The sequence below is a fragment of the Deinococcus soli (ex Cha et al. 2016) genome (assembly GCF_001007995.1).
In the GTDB taxonomy this organism is placed as follows: domain Bacteria; phylum Deinococcota; class Deinococci; order Deinococcales; family Deinococcaceae; genus Deinococcus; species Deinococcus soli.
Genome location: NZ_CP011389.1, coordinates 2,652,476 through 2,672,122, shown reverse-complemented (window position 1 = coordinate 2,672,122; position 19,647 = coordinate 2,652,476). Strand labels below are relative to the sequence as shown.

The window sequence follows — 19,647 nt, the reverse complement described above, 5'->3', positions numbered from 1 at the left end:
GCCCCCGGCAGGGGGCATTCCAGGGGCGGAAGGGGCACGGTTTTTCTCTGCCTGGCTCAGACACCGGGTTATACGGATGCCGTTCGTTGATCACCCGGAACTTTACCGGGTGGCCCATTCCACGCCCGGAACCCGCTCGGCTCATGCCCGCATCCGCCCGGATTGAACGGTGTGTAAAACCGTTCAACCCGAGGCAGGATCAGCTGAGAATGGGCAGGGCGTCCAGCAGCCCGAAGTCGTTCGGGACGAACAGGCTGCCCTCGGTGGTGCCCTGGTCCACCTGATCGTCCAGCGCCGCCTGGAGCTGCGCGGTGGTCAGGTCCCCCTGCAGGTACGCGCGGTGCGCGGCGATGACCTCGCGGACCTGCTCGGGCGTCTCGTGCACGAATTCCACCCGGAGGTCGCGGATGCCCGCCGCCTGCCAGTCCCGCAGGTGCGCAGCGGCCACCTGGGGGCGGCCCTCGAACACGGTGTTGCGGCAGCCGACGTCCGCCATGACCGGGTGCGCGCGGCCCCGTTCATCCCGCAGGGCCACGCGGTGCGACTCGCAGGGGTGCCCGCAGTTCGTGTAGTCCGTGCCGCTGCTCAGGAAGCGGCAGAACACGCAGTGCTCGGTGTGGAAGACCGGCAGGTGCCCGTACGCGACGGGTTCCAGCGCCGCGCCGCCCACCAGCCCGGCCAGTTCGGTGATCTGCTGCGCGTTCAGGTCGAACGTGGGCGTCAGGCGGGTCAGGCCCAGGTCCAGCAGCGCGCGGGTGGTCAGGACGTTCGCGGCGTTCAGGCTGAAATCCCCCGTCAGTTCTGCGGTCGTCCCGGCCTCGTGCAGGCCTTCCAGCAGGCCGCCGCTGCGGACCAGGATGCCCGCGTCCAGGGATTCGAGGAACTTCTGGAGGTTCTGCTCGGTGGGTTTCAGGATGCGGGGGCTGGCGACCCGCACGGGGATCCCGGCGGCCCGGACGCGTTCCACGCTGGGTTTCAGGCCGTACAGTTCCAGGTAGTCCAGCGTGACCGAGTCGGGCCGGGCAGCAAGCGCGGCGTCCAGCTGTTCGGGCGTGCGGACCAGCGCGTGCAGACGCACCTGGGCGGGCGCGGGGGCCTGCGGGCGGGTCAGGGCGGCCAGCGCGTCGTCCAGGCGCGGGGTGACCGTGCGCTCGGGCGCGGCGGCGCGGGCGTCGGTCAGGGCGGCGGCGGCCTCGCGGCGCAGGGCGTTCAGGGCACTGACCGGCAGGAAGCCCGCCCCCTGAAGGTCGGTGCTGAGGGTCCCGAGGTGGTATGGGGTGCCGCCCAGTTTCCCCAGCTGCTCGCGCAGGCCCGCCTCGTCCAGCGCGCGGTTGCGGGCCTCGGAGAGCGGTTCGGGCAGCGTGACGGTCACGCTGCGGCCCTGCCCGTCGGTCAGGGTCAGCGCGGGCGGCTGGCCCACGTGCCCGACGAAGTGCGCGTCCACCGGGCGGGTGTGCAGCGGGTCGGCGGCCTCCACCAGCGGTTTCACGCGGGCGGCCAGGGTGGGGTCCTGGGTGCGCCACACCGGGTCACCCTCGCGCACGCGGCGGCCGTCCACCGCGCCGCGCCCGAAGCGCAGCTCGTACAGGCCGCCCGCGCGCACGTCGTCCAGCGCCGCGCCCTCCAGCTGGCGGCCGTCCTGCCACAGGCCGTACAGGAAGCCCCCCTCCTCGCGCCCCTCAGGAGTGCGCCAGTTCGCGGGGTCGAACACCAGCCCGTCGCCGGGTTTCACGACCTCGCTCAGTTCGACGAGCACGCCGCGTTCGGTCACGCCGCGCACGGTGCCCACGCGCACGCCGCGGTGCCGGGGCGCGCGGCCGCGCACGACGGTCTGGTGGTTGGTGCCCGCCATGAAGTGCGGCCCCAGCCCGCGCGAGTACACCTGCTCCAGGTCGCGTTCCTCCTGCGCGGTGACGCTCAGCGGGAGGCCCGCCCAGGCCTCGTCCACGGCCCGGCGGTACGCGGCGGTGGTCAGGGCGACGAACTCGGCGTCCTTGTAGCGGCCCTCGATCTTCAGGCAGTCCACGCCGATCCGCACGAGATCCGGCACCTGATGCAGCGCGTACAGGTCGCCCGGCGAGAGCAGGTAGCGGGCGTCGCCCAGGTCGCGGGGAAGGCCGTCCACGAACAGCTCGTACGGGAGGCGGCAGGCCTGCGCGCACTGCCCGCGGTTCGCGCTGCGCCCACCCCACGCCTCACTGGAAAAGCACTGCCCGGAGTAGCTGACGCACAGCGCGCCGTGCACGAACGTCTCCAGTTCGATGTCGGTCGCGTTCTTGATGCGCTCGATGTCGCGCAGGCTCAGCTCGCGGCCCAGCACCACGCGGCTCGCCCCGAAGCGCCGCGCGAGTTCGGCGCCCTCGGCGGACGTGATGCTCATCTGCGTGCTGCCGTGAATGGGCAGGTCCGGGCAGATCTCGTGCGCCAGTCGCGCCACGCCGTGATCCTGCACGATCAGCGCGTCCACCCCGGCCTCCGCCAGGGCCATCAACTGCCGCTCGGCCTGCCGCAGCTCCCGGTCGAACACGAGCACGTTGAACGTGACGAAGCCCAGCACGCCGCGCGCATGCAGGCCCCCCATGATGTCCGGCAGGGCCTCCAGATCGAAGCCCACCTTGGCGCGGGCGTGGAAGCCCGCCCCGTCCGCACGGCCCTCGCCACGCGCGGGATTCACGCCGAAGAACACGGCGTCCGCGCCGGCCTCCACTGCGGCGCGCAGCTGCGCCTCACCGCCCACCGGGCTCATCACTTCTGGTTTCCTGACCGCCGCCATAACGCGCCAGTCTACCCGCCCGCCGGGCAACAGACGGTGACCCGCGTCCCCCCCGGCACGCGGGCCACCCCCAGGGAGTTCATATGGCCTCCGGTTGAAAGGTTTGCAAAACCTTTTGACGCGAGCAGAGCGAGCAGGAGCGAAACGGGTTCCGGGCGTGGAGTGGGCAACCCGGTGAAGGTCCGGGTGGAGGGCGAAACAAACGGCAGTCCGTATCAGGCGACCGGGCCGCTCGGCAGGCCCGCCGGGACGTCCAGCGCCCCCGGCACCGCCCAGGCGGTCACGGGCTGCCCGGCGCGCACCAGCAGCACCGGCGCGGGCGCGTGATGCGCCACCCCCTCCGCCACGCTGCCCAGCAGCGCACGCACCACTCCGCTGCGCCCGTGCGTGCCCATGACGATCAGGTCCGGTTTCAGTTCCGCAGCGACGTCCAGGATAGCCCGCGTGGTGTGCCGCCCGCGTGCCAGTTCGGCCCGCACCGCCGCGCCCGGGAGCCGCTCGGCGAGATCCGCCTCGGTCGCCTGCACGCGCGCCCGCTCGTCCGGCCCGCTCACGGGCGGGATGTACGCGAACTCCCCCACCAGCATCGTGTCGTCCAGCACGACGCTCAGCACCGTCAGCCCTGCGTGCAGCGCGTCCGCCAGCGCCCGCGCGTGGGGCAGGGCGAGGTGACCGAGTTCACTGCCGTCCGTCGTGACCAGAATGTGTGTCATGGCATGACCTCCTGCCCACACGGTGCGCCCGGGCAGTTACGGACGCATTACGGTGTGGGCGATGGTCAGAAAAACTGACCCGCCGCCCAGCTGCGCGGTACGCTGCGGCACATGAGCGCTCCCCTCACGATCCAGCGCACCGTGAAGGTTCGTCCCTCCCACGTCTCCACCCCCGCCGCTCCCGTCCCCACCACCCCCGTCTCCACACTCGCCGCGCCCTTGCAGCGGTTCCTGAGCACGCCCACCCGCGCGCAGGGTCAGGCTGCCCAGCCTGTCCTGCGCGCCGCCACGCTCCAGCGGCAGGAGGAGGCCCGCCTGTCCGGCGCGCGTGCGGCCGTCCAGCAGCAGGTCGCCGCCTTGGGTGACGTCGCCCCCGTCCAGCGGCGCGCCGATCTACCCGTCCCCGCGAAGCCCGTCACGCCGTCCGACTGGGTCACCGTGATGCGCCACCGCGCCGAAGGTGTGGACGGTCAGCGTCTGGATACCCGCGCCTTCGGCGAGTTCCAGACCCTGCAACGCCAGGTCGCCCAGTCGCTGGGGCAGGGCTTCCGCGCGGACCGCGGTGACCCCGCCGCCCGCTACGCCACGTACGGCGAGCACCTCGCCACGCTGCAGCGCCACGCCCTGAGCGCCCCGGTCTCCCGCGTGGTCCTGGGCCTGGTCCCCCCGGCCGAGCGAGTGCCCCTCCAACGGGCGACGGATGAGGCGCGGCAACGCCAGATGGCGCGGGAGCAGGCGGCGCTGAACTTCGACACCCATGCAGCCTTGCAACGCCAGCTGGCCGGGCTGGATGCCGAGGCGACCCAGCCTGTCCTGCAACGCATTCAGGCCCGGCGGGGCGCGGGGAACCCGCTGCCGGAGGCGATCCGGCGGCATCTGGAGCAGGGATTGAACCATGACCTGAGCCGCGTACGGATTCACGACGATGCGGAAGCGGACAAGTTGGCCAAGGGCGTGAATGCGCTGGCGTTCACGACAGGGACGGACATCTTCTTCCAGTCGGGGCGGTTCGACCCGAACACGCGGGGCGGGCTGGAGTTGCTGGCGCACGAGGTGACGCACACGGTGCAGCAGAGCCAGGGCCGCGTCGGGCGGGGCATCGACCCGGACGCCGGACTGGAAGCCGAAGCCCGGACCATGGGCGCCAGACTCGCGCGGGTCATACCCAGCCCGAACAGCCTCTTCCCCGCCAGCCCCCACACGCCCGGCGTGTACACCCCGGGGGCCGCGCTGAGCCGCGCGCAGACCGGAGCCGTGCAGAGACTCAGCCTCAAACCACTGCACGACCTGCAACCGCAGGCGGTGCAGCGCTGGGGCAACCCGTTCAGCTGGGCCGCCGACAAGGTCAAAGAGGGCGTCAGTGCCGTGGCCGACAAGGGCAAGGAACTGATCGCCGGGGCGCTGACCGTCCTGCCCGGCTACCGTGAACTGTGCATGGCGTTCGGGAAGAACCTCGTGACGGGCAAGGCCCTGGCCGCCAACCCCGATGCGATTCTGGACGCGCTGACCGGCTGGGTGCCGGGGCCGCTGAAGGACATCCTGAAAGCGCTGAAGGAAACCCAGGCCATTCCCAAGGCGTGGACGTGGTTCAAGGGGGAGCTGGGCAAACTCGATCTGGGCGGCGCGCCCGGCGAGATCGCGTCTGCCATCGGCAGGGCCGACCTGGGGGCCGCGAAGTCCGCCGTGACCCGGCGGATCAGCGGCCTGAAGAGCCTCATCACGGGCAGTGCGCGCAAGATTGCCGAGATCGGCCTGACCGCCCTGGCCGCCGGACTCGGCCCGGTCGGGCAGCAGGTCGTCGCGCAGCTGCGCCGGGGCGGGGACCTGATCATGCAGGTCCTGAAGAACCCCGCCGGGTTCGCCCGCAACCTCCTGGGGGCCCTCAAGGGCGGCTTCTCCCGCTTCGCCGGGAACGCCCCGAAACACCTCCAGAACGGCCTGGGGCAGTGGCTCACCGGGGCCAGCGGCATCACCTTCCCCGCCCGGCTGGACCTGCAGGGCGTGTTCCTCACTGCGCTGAGCGTCATGGGCCTCACGTATCAAGGGCTGCGCGGGCGCCTCGTGCGGGCCCTGGGCCCCAACGGCGAGCGGCAGGTCAGCGCCGCCGAAGGGACGCTGGACACCCTCAAGACCCTTCGCAGCGGCCTGCACAGGGCCGAGGAACTCAAGACCAACCAGGCGCCCATCAGCGGCGAGGTCGTCAGCGGCCTGAAAAGCGAAGTCACGAAAAGTGTCGTCATGGCGGGCATCACGAAGGTCGCCAGCCTGCTCATTCCCGGAGGGGGCTTCGTGCAGGCGCTGCTGGGCGCGTTCCGCAGCGTGCAGTTCGTCGTGCAGCAGGGTCAGCAGATCATGGGGGTCGTCACCAGCGCCGTTCAGAGCGTCGGCGCGATTGCCGCCGGGAACCTCAGCGCGGCCATCAGCGGCGTGGAGGGTACCCTGGCGCGCAGCATTCCCGTCGCGCTGGGCTTCCTGGGCAAGGTGCTGGGCCTGGGCAGCATCGGCACGAAGATCAAGGCGGTGATCGGGAAAGTACGGGGAAAACTCGACGCCCTGCTCGACAAGGCCGTGACGCGGATCAGGAGGCTGATCGGGCGCCCTTCCGGAACAGCGCCCGGCACTCGGCCCATCAATGCCAGGGAACATGATCGGGCGGTCCGTGCAGGCTTGGACGACATCCCGGCCCTGGAAGCGAAGTACACGGTGAAGGGCGTTCTCCCGAAGAATGCCGCCAAGCGCGTGGCGAAAGAGCTCCAGCAGAAACACCGGATCTTCAGGAAGGTGATCGCGCACGTGAACCAGGGTGAACACGCCCGGTACGAATGGTTCGCCTCGCACGGCTGGGAGGACGGCGCGAAAAAACTCGGGGCGCGGATTGACGTTCAGGCTGAACTCCAGAAAGCCAAAGCGGCCGCACCCGCGAACTGGACGGCGGTGTTCGCCACGGGTGGCCGGAAGCTGAGCTGCCTTCCGGATGTCACCGGGAACACCACCCTCACGTTGCGGCGCACCTGGCAGGAGAGCGGCCGGTCCACACGGAGCATCCTCGACCGACTTGAGAACGCCATGGAGAAAACGCTGCTCGCCTCGCGGCCAGCCCTCGGCGCGGACCGCGCGCTTCTCGAAGCCGAGATGGAGAAACTGGCCCAGCTGGTGTTCAGCAAAATCGCGGATCAACCGCTCTTCTACGTGAAATGGACTGAAATTCCCAGAAAGCTCAAGGCCGGACCTCACCTGCTCGTGCGCGATTCATCGCAGAAGATCACAAAGTACGCGGAGCACGCCAGGACCGCCATGGACGCCACCCTCACAGGACTGTCCGGGGAGATCCACCACGCCGTATCGTTGTACCTGGGTGGCGGAAACAGCGCCAGGAACCTCATCGCGGCGGTCGGGAAGGCCCGGATTGCCGACACGGCGCACAACATCCTGCACGATGTGCTCGACACGACCGTCGTTGCGTCCGCACTCACGGGTCTGACCGACGACTACGCCCTGACGTGGTCCAGTCTGGCGAGCACGTTCGATGACCCCACGCTGAAAGTTCTGATCGGGACGTGCACCGATGACGGCGACATCACCTACAAGGAAACCGGAGTGGACTTCCAGACACCATGATTGACATCACCCAGATTCCCTTTGAACTCGGCCTGGTCGAGGCCGCACTGACCCACGACGGGCAACTCTACGTCCGCACGGCCGACGAGGTGGCGTGCGTCGCCACGGACGGGGCCATCACTGTCCTGCACACGTTCGGTCCACAGAGTCCGCTGGCCTTCAAGGGGCTCGTGCTGATCGGCCGTGACCTGCTGACCATTGACCGGCCGCTGGGCGCGCCGCCCATGCTGACCTCGGTCTCCCTTGCTGGGGAGGTCAGGCCACACCCTGACGCGCGTCTGCACAACCCCTCAGGGCTGAGCGCACTCAACGATCAGGCCCTGGTCCTGGATCAGACGCCGCCACTGACCCGGTTCGTCCTGGGTGAGGCAGGAGAGCACCTGCCCGGTGAGGCCAGGAACCTCACCCACTGGGAGGTCGACGGCGACGCGTTGACGTACAGCGACGCCACGGGGCTGCACCAGGCCCGGCCGGACCGTGTCCGGACCGTCACCGGGCAGCCGGGGATCCTCACCTTCGACCGGGGTGGTCACGCCGTGGTTCAGGATCTCGAGGAAGGCCGGGCCGTGTTCGAGGTGCAGGCCGCTGGAGCCTCCCACGCCGTGACGGGTGTCCAGCGCCCGGTGGCCCTGCATCCGCTCGCCTCGGGGACAGTCGTGCGCTTCCGCAACCAGATCGCCCCGGTGTCGGCACCGTCCGCCCTGACGACAATCCCCATGGCCACGGACCTCGGTACCGTCGCGGAGGTGATGGGAGGACTGAGTTACCTCGACGATGACCGGCAACTGCGCTGGAGCGCGGACGGCGTGAGCTGGGCGACCGTCCGGCCTGCCGTGCGCGCCTCAGACATCGTGCCCGTGAACGAACGGGAACTGGTCCTGACCGGACGGCGCGCCAGCGCCTGGGTGAAGACCGTTCCATAACCGTTAGCGCGCAGGCGCCGACCCGAGCGGGCACCGCCAGAAGATGGACCCCCGCAGAGTCCGGTCGGTTGCCGCAGGGCGGGGGGCGCGCCCCTCAGGTGCCGCGCGCGGGATTCCTGGTGTACCCCGCGCTAGTCTGACCGAATGATCAGGTTGCTGTTTGTAGGGGACGTGTTCGCGGCAGCGGGGCGGCGGGTGCTGGGCACGCACCTGCCGTCCCTGCGGTCGAAGTCGGATTTCATCGTGGTGAACATGGAGAACGCGGCGGGGGGCTTCGGCCTGCACCGTGAGGGGGCGGACGGGGCGTTGAAGGCCGGGGCGCACTGCATGACGCTGGGGAATCACGCGTGGCATCACAAGGACGTGTACGTGCTCATGCAGGACGAGGGCACGTACCCGATCGTGCGGCCCCTGAACTACAGCGATCCGGGCACGCCGGGGGTGGGCTGGCGCAGCTTCGACGTGAAGACCGCGCAGGGCACCGAGCGGTTGACGGTCGTGAACCTGCTGGGCCGGGTGTTCATGGAGGCGGTGGACAACCCCTTCCGCGCGATGGACACGCTGCTGGAACGCGACGATCTGGGCAGCGTGTTCGTGGATTTCCACGCCGAGGCGACCAGTGAGAAGCAGGGCATGGCGCGGTACCTGGACGGGCGGGTGGCGGCGGTGATCGGCACGCACACGCACGTCCCGACAGCGGACACGCGGATCCTGCCGGGCGGCACGGCGTTCCAGGCGGACGCGGGGTTCACCGGGCCGTTCGAGTCGATCATCGGCAGTGATCCGCACGGGCCGATCGAGCGCTTCGTGACCGAGCGGCCGCACCGCTACGGCGCGGCGGACGGCCCGGCGGAACTGAACGGCGTCTTTGTCCAGATAGAGAGCAACCGGGCCGTGGGGATTGAACGGTACCGTTACGTGGAAGGGCAGGAGAGCGGTGGTCAGCTCTCTTGACGGTGTCCTTCCGGAGAGAGAGCTGACCCGAGCGAGGCGAGTACCCGCAGTGGGCATCGGTCTGGAGTGAAGCCGGTGGGAGTGCTGTCCTCCCGCTGGCGCAACGCAGGAACCGCTGCCGGGATCGCTTCCCTGCCGGTTGAAGGGAGTGAGCATGAGCATTCGGAGTGATGTGAACCTGCTGGGCCGCACGCTGGGGCAGGTGCTGAAGGAACAGGAGGGCGAGGCGTTCTTCGAGCTGGTGGAGCGCACGCGCGCCCTGGTGCGCGAGGTGCGCGCCGGGGGCAGCGACGCGGAGTTGCGCGCGATGCTGGCCGGGCTGTCCGGTCCGGACGCGGGGAACCTGGCGCGGGCGTTCACGTGGTACTTCCAGCTGGTGAACCTGGCCGAGGAGTACGAGCGGGTGCGGGTGCTGGCCGCGTCGGGTGGGGTGCGGCCGCAGAGTCTGGCGCAGGCGATGCAGGAACTCCGCGCGCAGGGCCTCACGGCTGAAGAGGTCGAGGCGCTGCTCGCAAGGCTGGATCTGGGCCTGACGTTCACGGCGCACCCGACCGAGATGCGTCGCCGCACGGTGCGCCGTCACCTGGAGCAGGTGGCGCGCGCCATTCCGACCCTCAGTGATGGGGGCGTGGACGGGCCGGAGGCGGCCGGGATCGCCGCGCACGTGGAGGCGCTGTGGCGCACGCCGGAACTGCGCCGCCTGAAACCCACCGTGCTGGACGAGGTGAAGGGCGGCCTGACGTACGTGTCGAGCATCGCGCAGGCCCTCCCGGCCTTGCAGCGGGACCTGCACGCGGCGTTCCGGGAGGTGTTCGGGCGGGACACGGCGGCGACGCTGCCGCTGAGCTTCTCGTCGTGGATGGGCGGGGACCGCGACGGGAATCCGTTCGTGACGCCGCAGGCGACGCGCGAGACGCTGGCACTGCACGGCGAACGGGCGCGCGAGGTGCTGCTGGGTCTGATCCGGCAGGCGTTCGCGGACCTGAGTCAGGAGGACGAGGGCGAGGAGGCGTACCGCGAGGAGCTTCAGAGCCTGTTCGACGCCGTGCAGGACGGGCAGACGCTGGATCTGGTGGGCCACCTGGAGGCCCTGGAGGCCCGCCTGATCCGCGACGGGCAGCGGCGCACGGCAGAGCAGCTGCTGTCGCCGCTGCTGACGGTCGCGCGGGTATTCGGGCAGCACCTCGTGAGCCTGGACGTGCGCGAGCACAGCGCGCAGACGGGCGCGGCGGTCGCGGAGCTGCTGCGCGCCGCGGGCGTGGAGGCCGATTACGCCGCGCTGCCCGAGCATGCCAAGCAGGAACTGCTGATCCGGGAGCTGCGCTCGCGCCGTCCGCTGTGGCCTGCCGGGGAGGGGCTGCCCGACACCCTGGAGACGGCGGTCGGCCCGATCCGCGAGGTACGGGACGCGGTGCGCCGCGCCGGGCCGCGCGCGTTCGGCCGGTACGTGATCAGCATGGCCGAGTCGGTCAGCGACGTGCTCGAACCGCTGATCCTGGCGCGAGAGGTGGGCCTGCGCATTCTGCCGGTCCCGCTGTTCGAGACGCTGGACGACCTCCAGCGCGCGCCGCAGGTCGTGTGGGAACTGCTCTCGCTGCCCGAGTACCGCGCGGTGCTGGGCGACGACGTGCAGGAGATCATGCTGGGCTACAGCGACAGCAACAAGGACACGGGGTTCCTCGCGGCGAACTGGGCGCTGCACGAGGCGCAGCGGCAGATCAGTGACGTGTGCCGCCGCGCCGGGGTGCGCTGGCGCTTCTTCCACGGGCGCGGCACCAGCATCGGCCGTGGCGGTGGTCCGGCCAGCCGCGCCATCCTCGGGCAGCCTGCCGGGACCATCGACGCGGGGCTGCGCATCACCGAGCAGGGCGAGGCGCTGGCCGACAAGTACAGCCACCCGGTCCTGGCGCGGCGCAACCTGGAACAGGCGCTGTACGGGCTGCTGCTGTCCGCCGCGCGCCCGGCCGGAGAGCTGAATCCCGCCTGGACGGACGCCATGACCCGCGCCGCCGCGAGCAGCGCCCGCGCGTACCGCGCGCTGGTGGACGACCCGGCGTTCCTGCCGTTCTTCGAGCACGTCACGCCCATCCACGAGATCGCCCGCCTGAACATCGCCTCCCGTCCGGTGCGCCGCCCCGGCGCGCCCACGCTGGGCAACCTGCGCGCCATTCCGTGGGTGATGAGCTGGACGCAGAACCGCGCCAACCTCCCCGGCTGGTACGGGCTCTGCGAGGGCCTGCAGGAGATCGGCGTGGAGACCGCCCGCGAGATGTACGCCACGTGGCCGTTCTTCCGCACGGTGCTCGACAACGCGCAGATGAGTCTCGCCAAGAGCGACCCGCTGATCTTCGACGAGTACCTGCGTCTGCTGCCCGAAGGGGACGCGCACCCGCTCGCCACGCACCTCAAGGACGCCTACGCCCGCACGGTCGCGCTGGTGCAGGACGTGGTGGGTGCCGAACTCATGGCGAACGAGCCGCGCCTGAGAGAAAGCATCAGCCTGCGCAACCCGTACATTGACCCGATTCACCGCATTCAGGTGGAACTCCTGCGCCGCAGCCGCGGCAAGGACGGCGGTCTGGACGAGTTCGAGCGTCCCCTGCTCCTGAGCATCCAGGGCATCGCGGCGGGCGTGCGCAACACCGGCTGACGGCTGGACCGGGCAACGTGGGGAGGGGGCGACCTCTCCCCTTTCCCGTGCGTGGAGACCGGGTGGGACACCTTCTATCACCCATTACCCAGCCACCATCCTCCCCACAGCTGGAAGCGATACCATGTCAGCATGCGTCATTACGCCCTGCTGGGCGCGCTGCTGACCTCCCTGGCGGGCGGTTCGGGCGCGCAGACGGCCCTGCCCATCCCCACCTTCGAGGGGCAGGTGATCTATCAGGTCATGCCCGACCGCTTCTTCGACGGGAATCCCGCGAACAACCAGGGCGTGAACCGCGACGACCCACGCGCCTGGCACGGCGGGGACCTGCCGGGCCTCACGCAGAAACTCGCGTACATCCAGAAGCTGGGGGCAACGTCGGTGTGGCTCACGCCGGTGTACCAGCAGCAGGCCACGAACTCGTTCGGCACCGCCGGGTACCACGGGTACTGGCCGGCGGACTTCCGGAACGTGGACCCGCACTTCGGGACGCTGGCGGACTTCGGGACGTTCGTGAAGGCTGCGCAGGGCGCCGGGATGCGCGTCGTGCTCGATCAGGTCATCAACCACTACGGGTACGAGGCGGCCGCCGTGCGCCTGCGCAAGGACTGGTTCAACACCCAGGCGCAGTGCGACGCGACTCAAAACAAGGACGTGGACTGCCCCCTGTCGGGCCTGCCGGACCTGCGCCAGAGCAACCCGCAGGTGCGCGACCTCCTGCTCGGGAACGCAAACTTCTGGCGCGAACAGGGCGTGAACGCCTTCCGCTACGACGCGATCAAGCACGTCGAGCGGCCCTTCCTGAACGACCTGCTGGCCGCCGACCGCCAGGCGGGCACCTGGACGCTGGGCGAGTGGTTCGGCGCGGATACCGGCACCGTCGCGGACTGGCAGAAGGCGGGCTTCGACAGCCTGTTCCTGTTCAGCCTGCAGGACGCCATGAAAACCAGCGTGATGGGCGAGGGTAGCCTGGACGCCGTCCGTCAGGTGCTCGCCCGCCAGGGTGAACTGCCGCGCCCGGGCGAGGTGGCGCTGTTCCTCGACAACCACGACGTGCCGCGCTTCGCGCAGGGCAGCCTGTTCGAGGACGTGGGTCAGGAGCGCACCCGCTACGGCCTGCGCGCCCTGATGACCCTGCGCGGCGTGCCCGTCATCTGGCAGGGCACCGAGATCGCCATGCGCGGCGGCAACGATCCCGACAACCGCCGCGATATGCGCTTCGAGGACGGGTGGACCCCGGCCGAGCGCGCCGTGTTCGGCGCCACGCAGGCCGCCATCGCCGCGCGCAAGGCCAGCCCGGCCCTGAGTAGCGGCGCGCAGACCCTGCTGCCCACCCCCGACCGCGTCAGCGGGCAGCTGCTGCTGTTCACCCGCGAACTGAACGGCCAGACCGTCCTGGCCGCCTGGCACAGCGGCAACGCGCGCCGCACGTACTCCCTGAAACTGAGCGCCCTGGGCGTGAACTGGGCCGCGCTGGCCGCCACGCCCTCGCTGTTCGCCGGGCAGGACGCCAAGGTCAGCGTCAGCGGCGGGTACCTGCACCTCAGCCTCCCCGCGCGGGACGCCGCCGCCTTCCGCATGCAGTAACCCGGCCACAGAGAGAGGGCGGACCTGCGCGGACCCGCCCCCTCTCCTCCACGCTCGTTACGCCCGCAGGGGCCGGGGCACCGGCAGGGTGTACGTCGCGAACGGCTTCCACTGCCCGCCCGGGTGGTGCCGGGCGATGGGCTGGTCGCGGTCGTCCACGTACACCATGCGGTAGCGCACGCGGCCCAGTTCCAGCCCGCCCCGCTGGCGCCACAGCACCTGCACGTCCACGCTCGTCGCGGCCGGGTCGGTGTCCCGTGCGGACAGGATGCTGAACCCGCTCAGGGTGCCGGGGTAAGCGCGGCGCACCTGCCGCACGCTGCGCCGCCGCGTGGGAAACAGGCGCGCGGGCAGCGCCAGGGCCATCGCGTGGTACTGCCCGCCCTGCCAGTGCGTCAGGAACGCGCTGAGCGCCTCCTGCGGCGTGGAATTGGTCGGCGTGATGTCCATACCCCAGCATGCCACGCACAGGGCCCGGCGGGCCATCCCACGAATGGCGCAGTCCGGCAGGGGGTGCGGCAGGCCAGTCAGCAGCAGGCCGGTCAGCAGCAGGCCGGTCAGCGGATCAGCGCGAACTGCCCGAGGAACAGCACCCCGCCGCCGATCAGGGCGGTGAGGATCTGCGCCCAGGGCAGTCCTGGCGCGCGGTAGGCCTCGCCCAGGCGGGCACGCATGCCGGTCTCGATCTGGCGCTGACCGTTCTGCGAGTAGATGATCGCCCCGGCCAGGAACGTCAGGATCAGGCCGCCCCAGCCCAGGGCGGTGGCCGCACCCGCGCGGGTCAGACCGCCCGCCAGAAGTGCGTTGATCAGGACGCACAGCGCGGCCGTGCCCAGACCGGCGCCCAGGCCGAACAGGAGAATCCGGCCGACTTGAGCGGCGCGCGTCTGCGTGGTCATGCCCGGAGTGTACCGGGCGGCGCCGCCCGGTGAGATCACAGATGCGCGGCCCGCCCCGCAGGGGAGCAGGCCGCCGCGCAACTAGGGTTCAGCAGTTGTGCGAGTAGATCCGCTGACGCCAGTTCAGGACCTGGGCCTGCCAGGGGGCGCTGCTGACGAGTGGGAGGGCTGCCCCGGCGTCCACGCGCACCCCGGCGTAGGCGCACAGGCTGTAGCTGGTCTGGCCGGGGCCGAAGGTGCCGCTGGCCTGCCCTTCCACGAAGGGTTTGGCGTGCACGAAGACCTGCGGACCACTGGCGGACGCGCTGTACAGGGCGAGGATGCCCTTGGCGCCCAGGTACGCGCTGACCTGCGCGCTGGCGGTGGCGGTCGGGGCGGGCGGGGCGCTGAACGTCCAGGTGTTGGTGTTGATGCCGCGCCAGCCGCTGCCGCGGTTGTATTCGACGCCGTACCGGCCGGTGAAGGACTGGCTGGCCTCGTAGCGGAGGGTGGCGGTGATCTGGCCGTTCGTGCCGACGGTGGGCACGAGGATGGGCGTGATCACGACCGGGACGGGGCCGATGGTGAACGTGATGGGGCTGAACACCACCTGCCACTGTGTGAGGTCGCGGTTGACGTTCCACATGTACGAGCCCTTGGCGAACAGGGTGGCACGCGCACTCTCGCTGAGCTGCACGCCCGCATCGAAGTGCTGGAGGCGGAACCAGCTGATGTTCACGTTCACGAAGGCGTCGGCGCGGGCGCTGAGCTGGCCGTCCAGGGTGACGTAGTTCGTGGCGGGGACGCGGCTGCGCAGTCCGGACGCCTGCCCGTCGTCGCAGCCCAGGGACCGGGCGGCGTGGTCGTACAGGCAGAAAGGGTTGCGGCTGAAGCTGAAGAAGTTGAAGGTCCGCTGGGCGCCTAGGCTCTTCTCCTGCATTCGGATGGCGCTGCCGGACTTCTCGAAGTCGATCATGCTGGAGTCGAGTTTCACGGCGGCGTCCAGCGCGCCGTCCTGGATGATCTCCTCCAGTGAGACTTCGCTGGTGTACACGGTGGTGGTGTCCGCGCCGCGTTCCAGGGCCTTCACGCGGCCCAGCAGTCCGGCGGGCGCGGCGTCGGCGGGGCGGCTGACGAGGGCCATGCCCTCTTTCAGGGTGCGCAGGATGGGGGCGCCACTGCGGAATACCAGGACGCGCCCGTCCTCGCTGGCCCTGAGCAGTCCGGCTCGGTCCTCGGCGCCCAGGACGTGGGTGGTGTCGGGAATCACGGCGTCCGGGCGTTCCCCGTCGCTGTTCCAGGGGTTGGCGGGGGCGTCCTCGGCGGCCACCCAGAAGCGGGTGTCCGGGTCGGTCTGCCCGGCGGCGAGCAGTTGCCAGCCGGTGCCGTCGCGGGTGCCCGCCACGCGCCAGCCGCCGCCGAACTCGGTGGCGCACAGCAGGTCGGCCACCTTGCGGGAGGTCAGGCTGGTGCCGTTCACGGCGGGGCTGAGTCGCACCTCGCCGCCCACCCAGCTGTCCACGCCCTTGGGAGCGGGGCGGCCGTCCACGTTCAGGCACAGCAGGGGCAGGTCAGCGGTGGCGGCCGTGTCGCCCTTCTCGGCGTTGGTGGCGTCGTCGGCGCCGACCAGGGTGACGCCCTCGCCCTGTTTCAGGGTGCGCCAGGTGGTGCCGCGCCAGGCGTCGCTGACGGTCAGGGCGCTGACGTTGCGGACCGCGCCGCGTGCGGCGGGCAGGTCGGCGGGGCGGGTCAGCTCGGGGCCGGTGCTGTCGGGTCTGGCCTGCTCCGGGGCGGGGGTGATGGGGGCGCCGCAGGCGGCGAGCAGGGCGGTCAGGGTCAGGACGGGCAGGGCCAGAACGGGCAGATTCAGGTATGTCATGGGTTCACTCCGGGGTGAGGCGGGAAGACGGAGGGGCGCGGGGTGGACGGGGCGTGCGGGACGGCAGCACGCGGGATTCGGGTCAGCGTGTCGGCAGGTGAGAACCTCTGGGTGGTGTGGAGGGAACGGTGGGGAGAACGGTCTGGACACGTCCGGGAGGCTGGATGTGGGCTGTCCCCGTGGCGTCTGAAGTCAGCATGCCGGGGGGGCCGTGATCAGCTCGTGATCAGATTCAGGCGGGGCATGATCGGCCCGGTCTGGGAACGGCAGCACGGAGCAGGGGGCCGGCTGTCCCGTGAACAGCGGCTCCCTGGACGGTCGGACGGTGGGGTTACCCGGCGCGGGCGTCGTCGTGCTGGCGGATGCTCAGGACGCGGCTGGCGCCGGTCTGGTCGGTGGTGACGCCCCACAGGGCGTGCGCGACTTCCATGGTGGCTTTCTGGTGCGTGACGAGCAGGAACTGCGCGCCGCGTTCGCTGAAGCGCCCCAGGAACGCGGTGAAGCGGCGGATGTTCGCCTCGTCCAGCGGGGCGTCCACCTCGTCCAGGACGGCCAGGGGGAGGCCCCCGGCGCTGCCCCCCTCCCCGGTCAGATCGCCCCCGGCGTGGTTCAGGGCGAACAGGAAGCCCAGGCCCGCCATGGTGCGTTCCCCGGCGGACAGGAGGGTCATGGAGCGGGTGCGTTTCCCGCGCGGCTGCACGGCCAGGCGCAGGCCGCGCAGGATGCCCGCGTCGTCGGTTTCGGGTTCCAGGTCGCCCTGCCCGCCCAGGAGTTCGGTGCTGTACTCGCGGAAGGCGGTGTTCACGCGGTCGAAGGCGGCGCGGGTGGCGTGTTCCTCGGCCGCCTGGAGTTCACCCAGGTGCGCGCGGAGTTCCTGCGCGGCGGCGTCCGCGTCGTGCAGTTCGGCGCGCTGGGCATCCAGCAGTTCGGTCTCGGCGGTGTGGTCGGCCTCGGCGCGGGCGTTCACGGGGCCCAGGGCGTCCAGCGCGGCGCGGGTGCGGGTCAGTTCGGCCGTCCACTCGCGGGGCGTGCCGGGCGGGAGGCAGCCGTCGGGGATGGGTTCCAGGCTGCCCTCGCGCCGGGCGATCAGGAGGCGCAGGTCGTCCAGGCGGGCGCGGGCCCTGTTCTGCGTGCCGATGAGGTTCGCGTAGTCCTGCGCGGCCTTCTCGCGGGCGTACTCGGCGCGGGCGTACTCGTTCTCGTCGAGGGTGCCCAGAGCAGCCTCGCGGCGGGTCACCTCGGCGCGGGCGGCGTCCAGCAGGGCATCCTGGGCAGTCAGCGAGGTGGCGTTGGTGTCCAGACGGGCGCGCAGGTCCCCGGCGCGGGCGCGGCCGGTGCGGTAGGCGCGCCACGCGGCGTCCGCCTGCTGCGCCAGGGCCAGCGCCTCGGCCGCGTGGCGTTCCTGCGCGCGGTGCGTCTCGGCACTCTCCCGGGCGGTCTGGAGGCTGGCGGTCAGGGCGTCCACGTCCGGCAGGGTCTCGCCGGGGGCCAGGGGTTCGGGTTCCGCCTCGTCGGGACCCAGGCGGGCCGCGAGGCGGTCATGGTTCGCCTGGAGGCTGCGGGTCTGCGCGCCCAGTTCGGTCACGCGGCGCTCCGCGCCCGCCTCCTCCTGCGCGGCGCGTTCGCGGGCGGCGAGCAGCGTGTCGTGCCGTTCGGCGCTGCCTGCCAGGGTCGCCTCGACCTTCTTCAGTTCGGCACTCAGGCGGCTGCTCTGCCGGTCGGCGTCTTCGAGTTCCGCGTCGAGTTCCTGGAAGCGGCGCTGGTCGCCCAGGACGCCGCTGCCGGTGTCGCGGGCGCGGCCCCCGGTGATCGCGCCGCCCGGTTCGACGAGTTCGCCGTCCAGCGTGACGAGGCGGGGGCGACTGGCGTGCGCGCGGGCGATGCGGTTCGCGGCGCGCAGGTCGCGGACGACCATCGTGTCGGCCAGGATGCTCTCGGCGACCAGGGGCGGGTCGCTGGGGCACAGGTCCGCGAGGTTCCCGATCACGCCGTCCTCGCGCAGCAGCGCGCCGTCGCGGCGGGGCCGGGCGCGGATGAGGTCCAGCGGCAGGAACGTCGCGCGTCCGCCCACGCGCTTCAGTTCGTCGATGATCTCACGGGCGTCGTCCGCGCGGTTCACGACGACCTGTTCCAGGCGACGGCCCAGCGCGGCGCCCAGCGCGACCTCGTACTCGGCGGGGACGGTCAGCAGGTCCGCGACCGAGCCGACGATGCCCGGGTGGTCGAGGCGCAGGGCGTTGCGGGCGCCCTCGCCGTAGCGGGCGTAGGAGTTCAGGGTCTGTTCCAGCCGGTCGCGTTCGCGCCGCAGCGGGGCGACGCTGGCGTTCACGCGGGCCAGTTCGCCGCGCAGATGCCGTTCGTGCTGCGTGGCGGCCTCGCGGTCGTCGCGGACGCCCAGGTAGGCGCGCTCGGCGGCTTCACGGGCGGCGCGGGCGTGTGTGAGGCGGTCCTGCGCGGCGTCCAGCGCTTCACGGGCCTGGGTCAGGTTGCCCTGGGCGCGCTCGTACTCGGCGCGGATGGTCTCGCGGCTGGCGTCCTGACGGGCGGCGGCCTCGGCGGCGCGGGCGGCCAGGGTGCGGGCGCGGGTCAGGTCGGCGTCCAGGGTGCGGGCGCGGCGTTCGGCGGCGTCCGCCTGCGCGCGCGCCTGCGTCAGCGCCGCGTCCAGCGCGGTCAGGTCCGGGGCGGGCTGTTCGGGCGGCGTGCGGGGCAGCGCGTCCAGCTCGGCGGTCAGGGTCTGTCGTTCGGCGTCCAGGTGGGCGCGGTAGCGCTGCGCCTGCGCGGCGGCGTCGCGGGCGGCGCGCAGCGTGTCGAGCGCCCCGGCGTACGCGTCGCGGCGGGCGCGGGCCTCCTGCGCGGCGTCTCGCGCGGCGTCCACAGCAGTAGCGGCCGCCTGCACCTCGGCGGCCAGGGCGGCGCTGCGGGCCTCCAGCCCCGCGGCTTCGGTGCGGGCAGCGAAGACCTCGCGCGCCAGGGTGAGCTGCCGGTCGCGTTTCAGGGCGTCCTCCAGCGTCAGCACCCGGCCGCTCAGGTCGCGGTGGGTGCGGGCGTCCTGCGCGGCGCGCGACAGTCTTTCCAGCGCGGCCTCGCGTTCGTTCAGCACCAGCCGCAGCGAGTCCAGGTGGGTGTCGGCCTCGCGCAGCCGCGCCTCGGTCTCCTGACGGGCGGTGACGGCGCGGGACAGCCCGGCGGCCTCCTGCACGTAGCCCAGCAGGGTCCTGCCTTCGGCCTGCACGACGCCGCTGACCTCGCCCTGCCCGATCACGGCCAGCCCGCCGGGGCCCAGGCCGGTGCCCCGCAGCGCGCCCTGCACGTCCCGCACGCGCACGCCGCGGCCGTTCAGGTCCTGCTCGCCGGTGCCGTCGCGGTACACGCGCCGCGCGAGGTTCACGCGGTCCCCGGCGGGCGTCACGAGTTCCAGCTGCACCTCGGCCAGCCCCAGCGGGGCCTTGCCGCCGCTGCCGTGGAAGATCAGTTCGGTGCCGCGCCCGGCGCGCAGGTCCCGCGCGCGGGCCTGGTGGGTGGCCCAGCGGATGGCCTCCACAACGTTGCTCTTGCCGCTGCCGTTCGGGCCGATGACGGCGCTGACGCCGGGCCCGAACTCCAGGCGGGTGCGGTCGGCGAAACTCTTGAAACCCTGCAGGGTGACGCTCTGAAGCATGGTGGCCTTACTGG

The 19,647-nt window shown here is 71.6% G+C and carries 11 protein-coding genes; 5 read left to right on the top strand and 6 right to left on the bottom strand.

Annotated features, from left to right (window positions below; translation table 11 throughout):
* Positions 1-199: 199 nt before the first annotated feature.
* Together SY84_RS12975 and SY84_RS12970 are read right to left on the bottom strand one after the other, a co-directional pair.
* A complete protein-coding gene (locus tag SY84_RS12975; protein ID WP_245621344.1) occupies positions 200-2,773 on the bottom strand; it encodes a U32 family peptidase in 2,574 nt (857 codons plus the stop codon).
* A 215-nt stretch (positions 2,774-2,988) separates the two neighbouring features.
* A complete protein-coding gene (locus SY84_RS12970; protein WP_046844356.1) occupies positions 2,989-3,486 on the bottom strand; it encodes a universal stress protein in 498 nt (165 codons plus the stop codon).
* Between the two features lie 111 nt (positions 3,487-3,597).
* Here SY84_RS12970 and SY84_RS12965 point away from each other — a divergent pair, with 111 nt between their 5' ends.
* The 5 genes from SY84_RS12965 to SY84_RS12945 all read left to right on the top strand — a co-directional run bounded on the left by SY84_RS12965 (position 3,598) and on the right by SY84_RS12945 (position 13,218).
* Positions 3,598-7,104, top strand: a complete 3,507-nt coding sequence (locus SY84_RS12965) for an eCIS core domain-containing protein (protein ID WP_081424598.1) — start codon at positions 3,598-3,600, stop codon at positions 7,102-7,104.
* A complete protein-coding gene (locus SY84_RS12960; RefSeq protein WP_046844355.1) occupies positions 7,101-8,027 on the top strand; it encodes a hypothetical protein in 927 nt (308 codons plus the stop codon). Before SY84_RS12965 ends, SY84_RS12960 begins: the two co-directional genes overlap by 4 nt.
* A 144-nt stretch (positions 8,028-8,171) precedes the next feature.
* A complete protein-coding gene (locus SY84_RS12955) occupies positions 8,172-8,981 on the top strand; it encodes a TIGR00282 family metallophosphoesterase (RefSeq protein ID WP_046844354.1) in 810 nt (269 codons plus the stop codon).
* A gap of 154 nt (positions 8,982-9,135) precedes the next feature.
* Complete coding sequence (locus SY84_RS12950; RefSeq protein WP_046844353.1) at positions 9,136-11,631, top strand: phosphoenolpyruvate carboxylase; 2,496 nt, start codon at positions 9,136-9,138, stop codon at positions 11,629-11,631.
* A 132-nt stretch (positions 11,632-11,763) separates the two neighbouring features.
* Entirely contained in the window at positions 11,764-13,218 is a 1,455-nt protein-coding gene (locus tag SY84_RS12945) for an alpha-amylase family glycosyl hydrolase (protein ID WP_046844352.1), read from the top strand.
* A 57-nt stretch (positions 13,219-13,275) separates the two neighbouring features.
* On the opposite strand, the gene SY84_RS12940 is transcribed toward SY84_RS12945, so the two are convergent.
* From SY84_RS12940 to SY84_RS12925, 4 genes are all read right to left on the bottom strand, one after another.
* Positions 13,276-13,668: a hypothetical protein gene (locus tag SY84_RS12940; RefSeq protein WP_046844351.1), complete on the bottom strand. Its 393-nt coding sequence runs from the start codon at positions 13,666-13,668 to the stop codon at positions 13,276-13,278.
* 107 nt (positions 13,669-13,775) lie between these two features.
* Entirely contained in the window at positions 13,776-14,117 is a 342-nt protein-coding gene (locus SY84_RS12935) for a hypothetical protein (RefSeq protein ID WP_046844350.1), read from the bottom strand.
* 88 nt (positions 14,118-14,205) lie between these two features.
* Positions 14,206-15,975: a hypothetical protein gene (locus SY84_RS16015; protein ID WP_052751162.1), complete on the bottom strand. Its 1,770-nt coding sequence runs from the start codon at positions 15,973-15,975 to the stop codon at positions 14,206-14,208.
* 331 nt (positions 15,976-16,306) lie between these two features.
* The gene (locus SY84_RS12925; protein WP_046844349.1) at positions 16,307-19,633 is read right to left on the bottom strand and encodes an AAA family ATPase; all 3,327 of its coding nucleotides are present in this window, start codon (positions 19,631-19,633) and stop codon (positions 16,307-16,309) included.
* Between the last annotated feature and the right edge of the window lie 14 nt (positions 19,634-19,647).

What these genes read in the sequence shown, in the direction of transcription:
- SY84_RS12965 (WP_081424598.1), top strand. Translation starts at nt 3,598, where the DNA reads ATGAGCGCTCCCCTCACGATCCAGCGCACCGTGAAGGTTCGTCCCTCC.
- SY84_RS12970 (WP_046844356.1), bottom strand. Translation starts at nt 3,486, where the DNA reads ATGACACACATTCTGGTCACGACGGACGGCAGTGAACTCGGTCACCTC.
- SY84_RS12935 (WP_046844350.1), bottom strand. Translation starts at nt 14,117, where the DNA reads ATGACCACGCAGACGCGCGCCGCTCAAGTCGGCCGGATTCTCCTGTTC.
- SY84_RS12940 (WP_046844351.1), bottom strand. Translation starts at nt 13,668, where the DNA reads ATGGACATCACGCCGACCAATTCCACGCCGCAGGAGGCGCTCAGCGCG.
- SY84_RS12925 (WP_046844349.1), bottom strand. Translation starts at nt 19,633, where the DNA reads ATGCTTCAGAGCGTCACCCTGCAGGGTTTCAAGAGTTTCGCCGACCGC.
- SY84_RS12945 (WP_046844352.1), top strand. Translation starts at nt 11,764, where the DNA reads ATGCGTCATTACGCCCTGCTGGGCGCGCTGCTGACCTCCCTGGCGGGC.
- SY84_RS12950 (WP_046844353.1), top strand. Translation starts at nt 9,136, where the DNA reads ATGAGCATTCGGAGTGATGTGAACCTGCTGGGCCGCACGCTGGGGCAG.
- SY84_RS12975 (WP_245621344.1), bottom strand. Translation starts at nt 2,773, where the DNA reads ATGGCGGCGGTCAGGAAACCAGAAGTGATGAGCCCGGTGGGCGGTGAG.
- SY84_RS12960 (WP_046844355.1), top strand. Translation starts at nt 7,101, where the DNA reads ATGATTGACATCACCCAGATTCCCTTTGAACTCGGCCTGGTCGAGGCC.
- SY84_RS12955 (WP_046844354.1), top strand. Translation starts at nt 8,172, where the DNA reads ATGATCAGGTTGCTGTTTGTAGGGGACGTGTTCGCGGCAGCGGGGCGG.
- SY84_RS16015 (WP_052751162.1), bottom strand. Translation starts at nt 15,975, where the DNA reads ATGACATACCTGAATCTGCCCGTTCTGGCCCTGCCCGTCCTGACCCTG.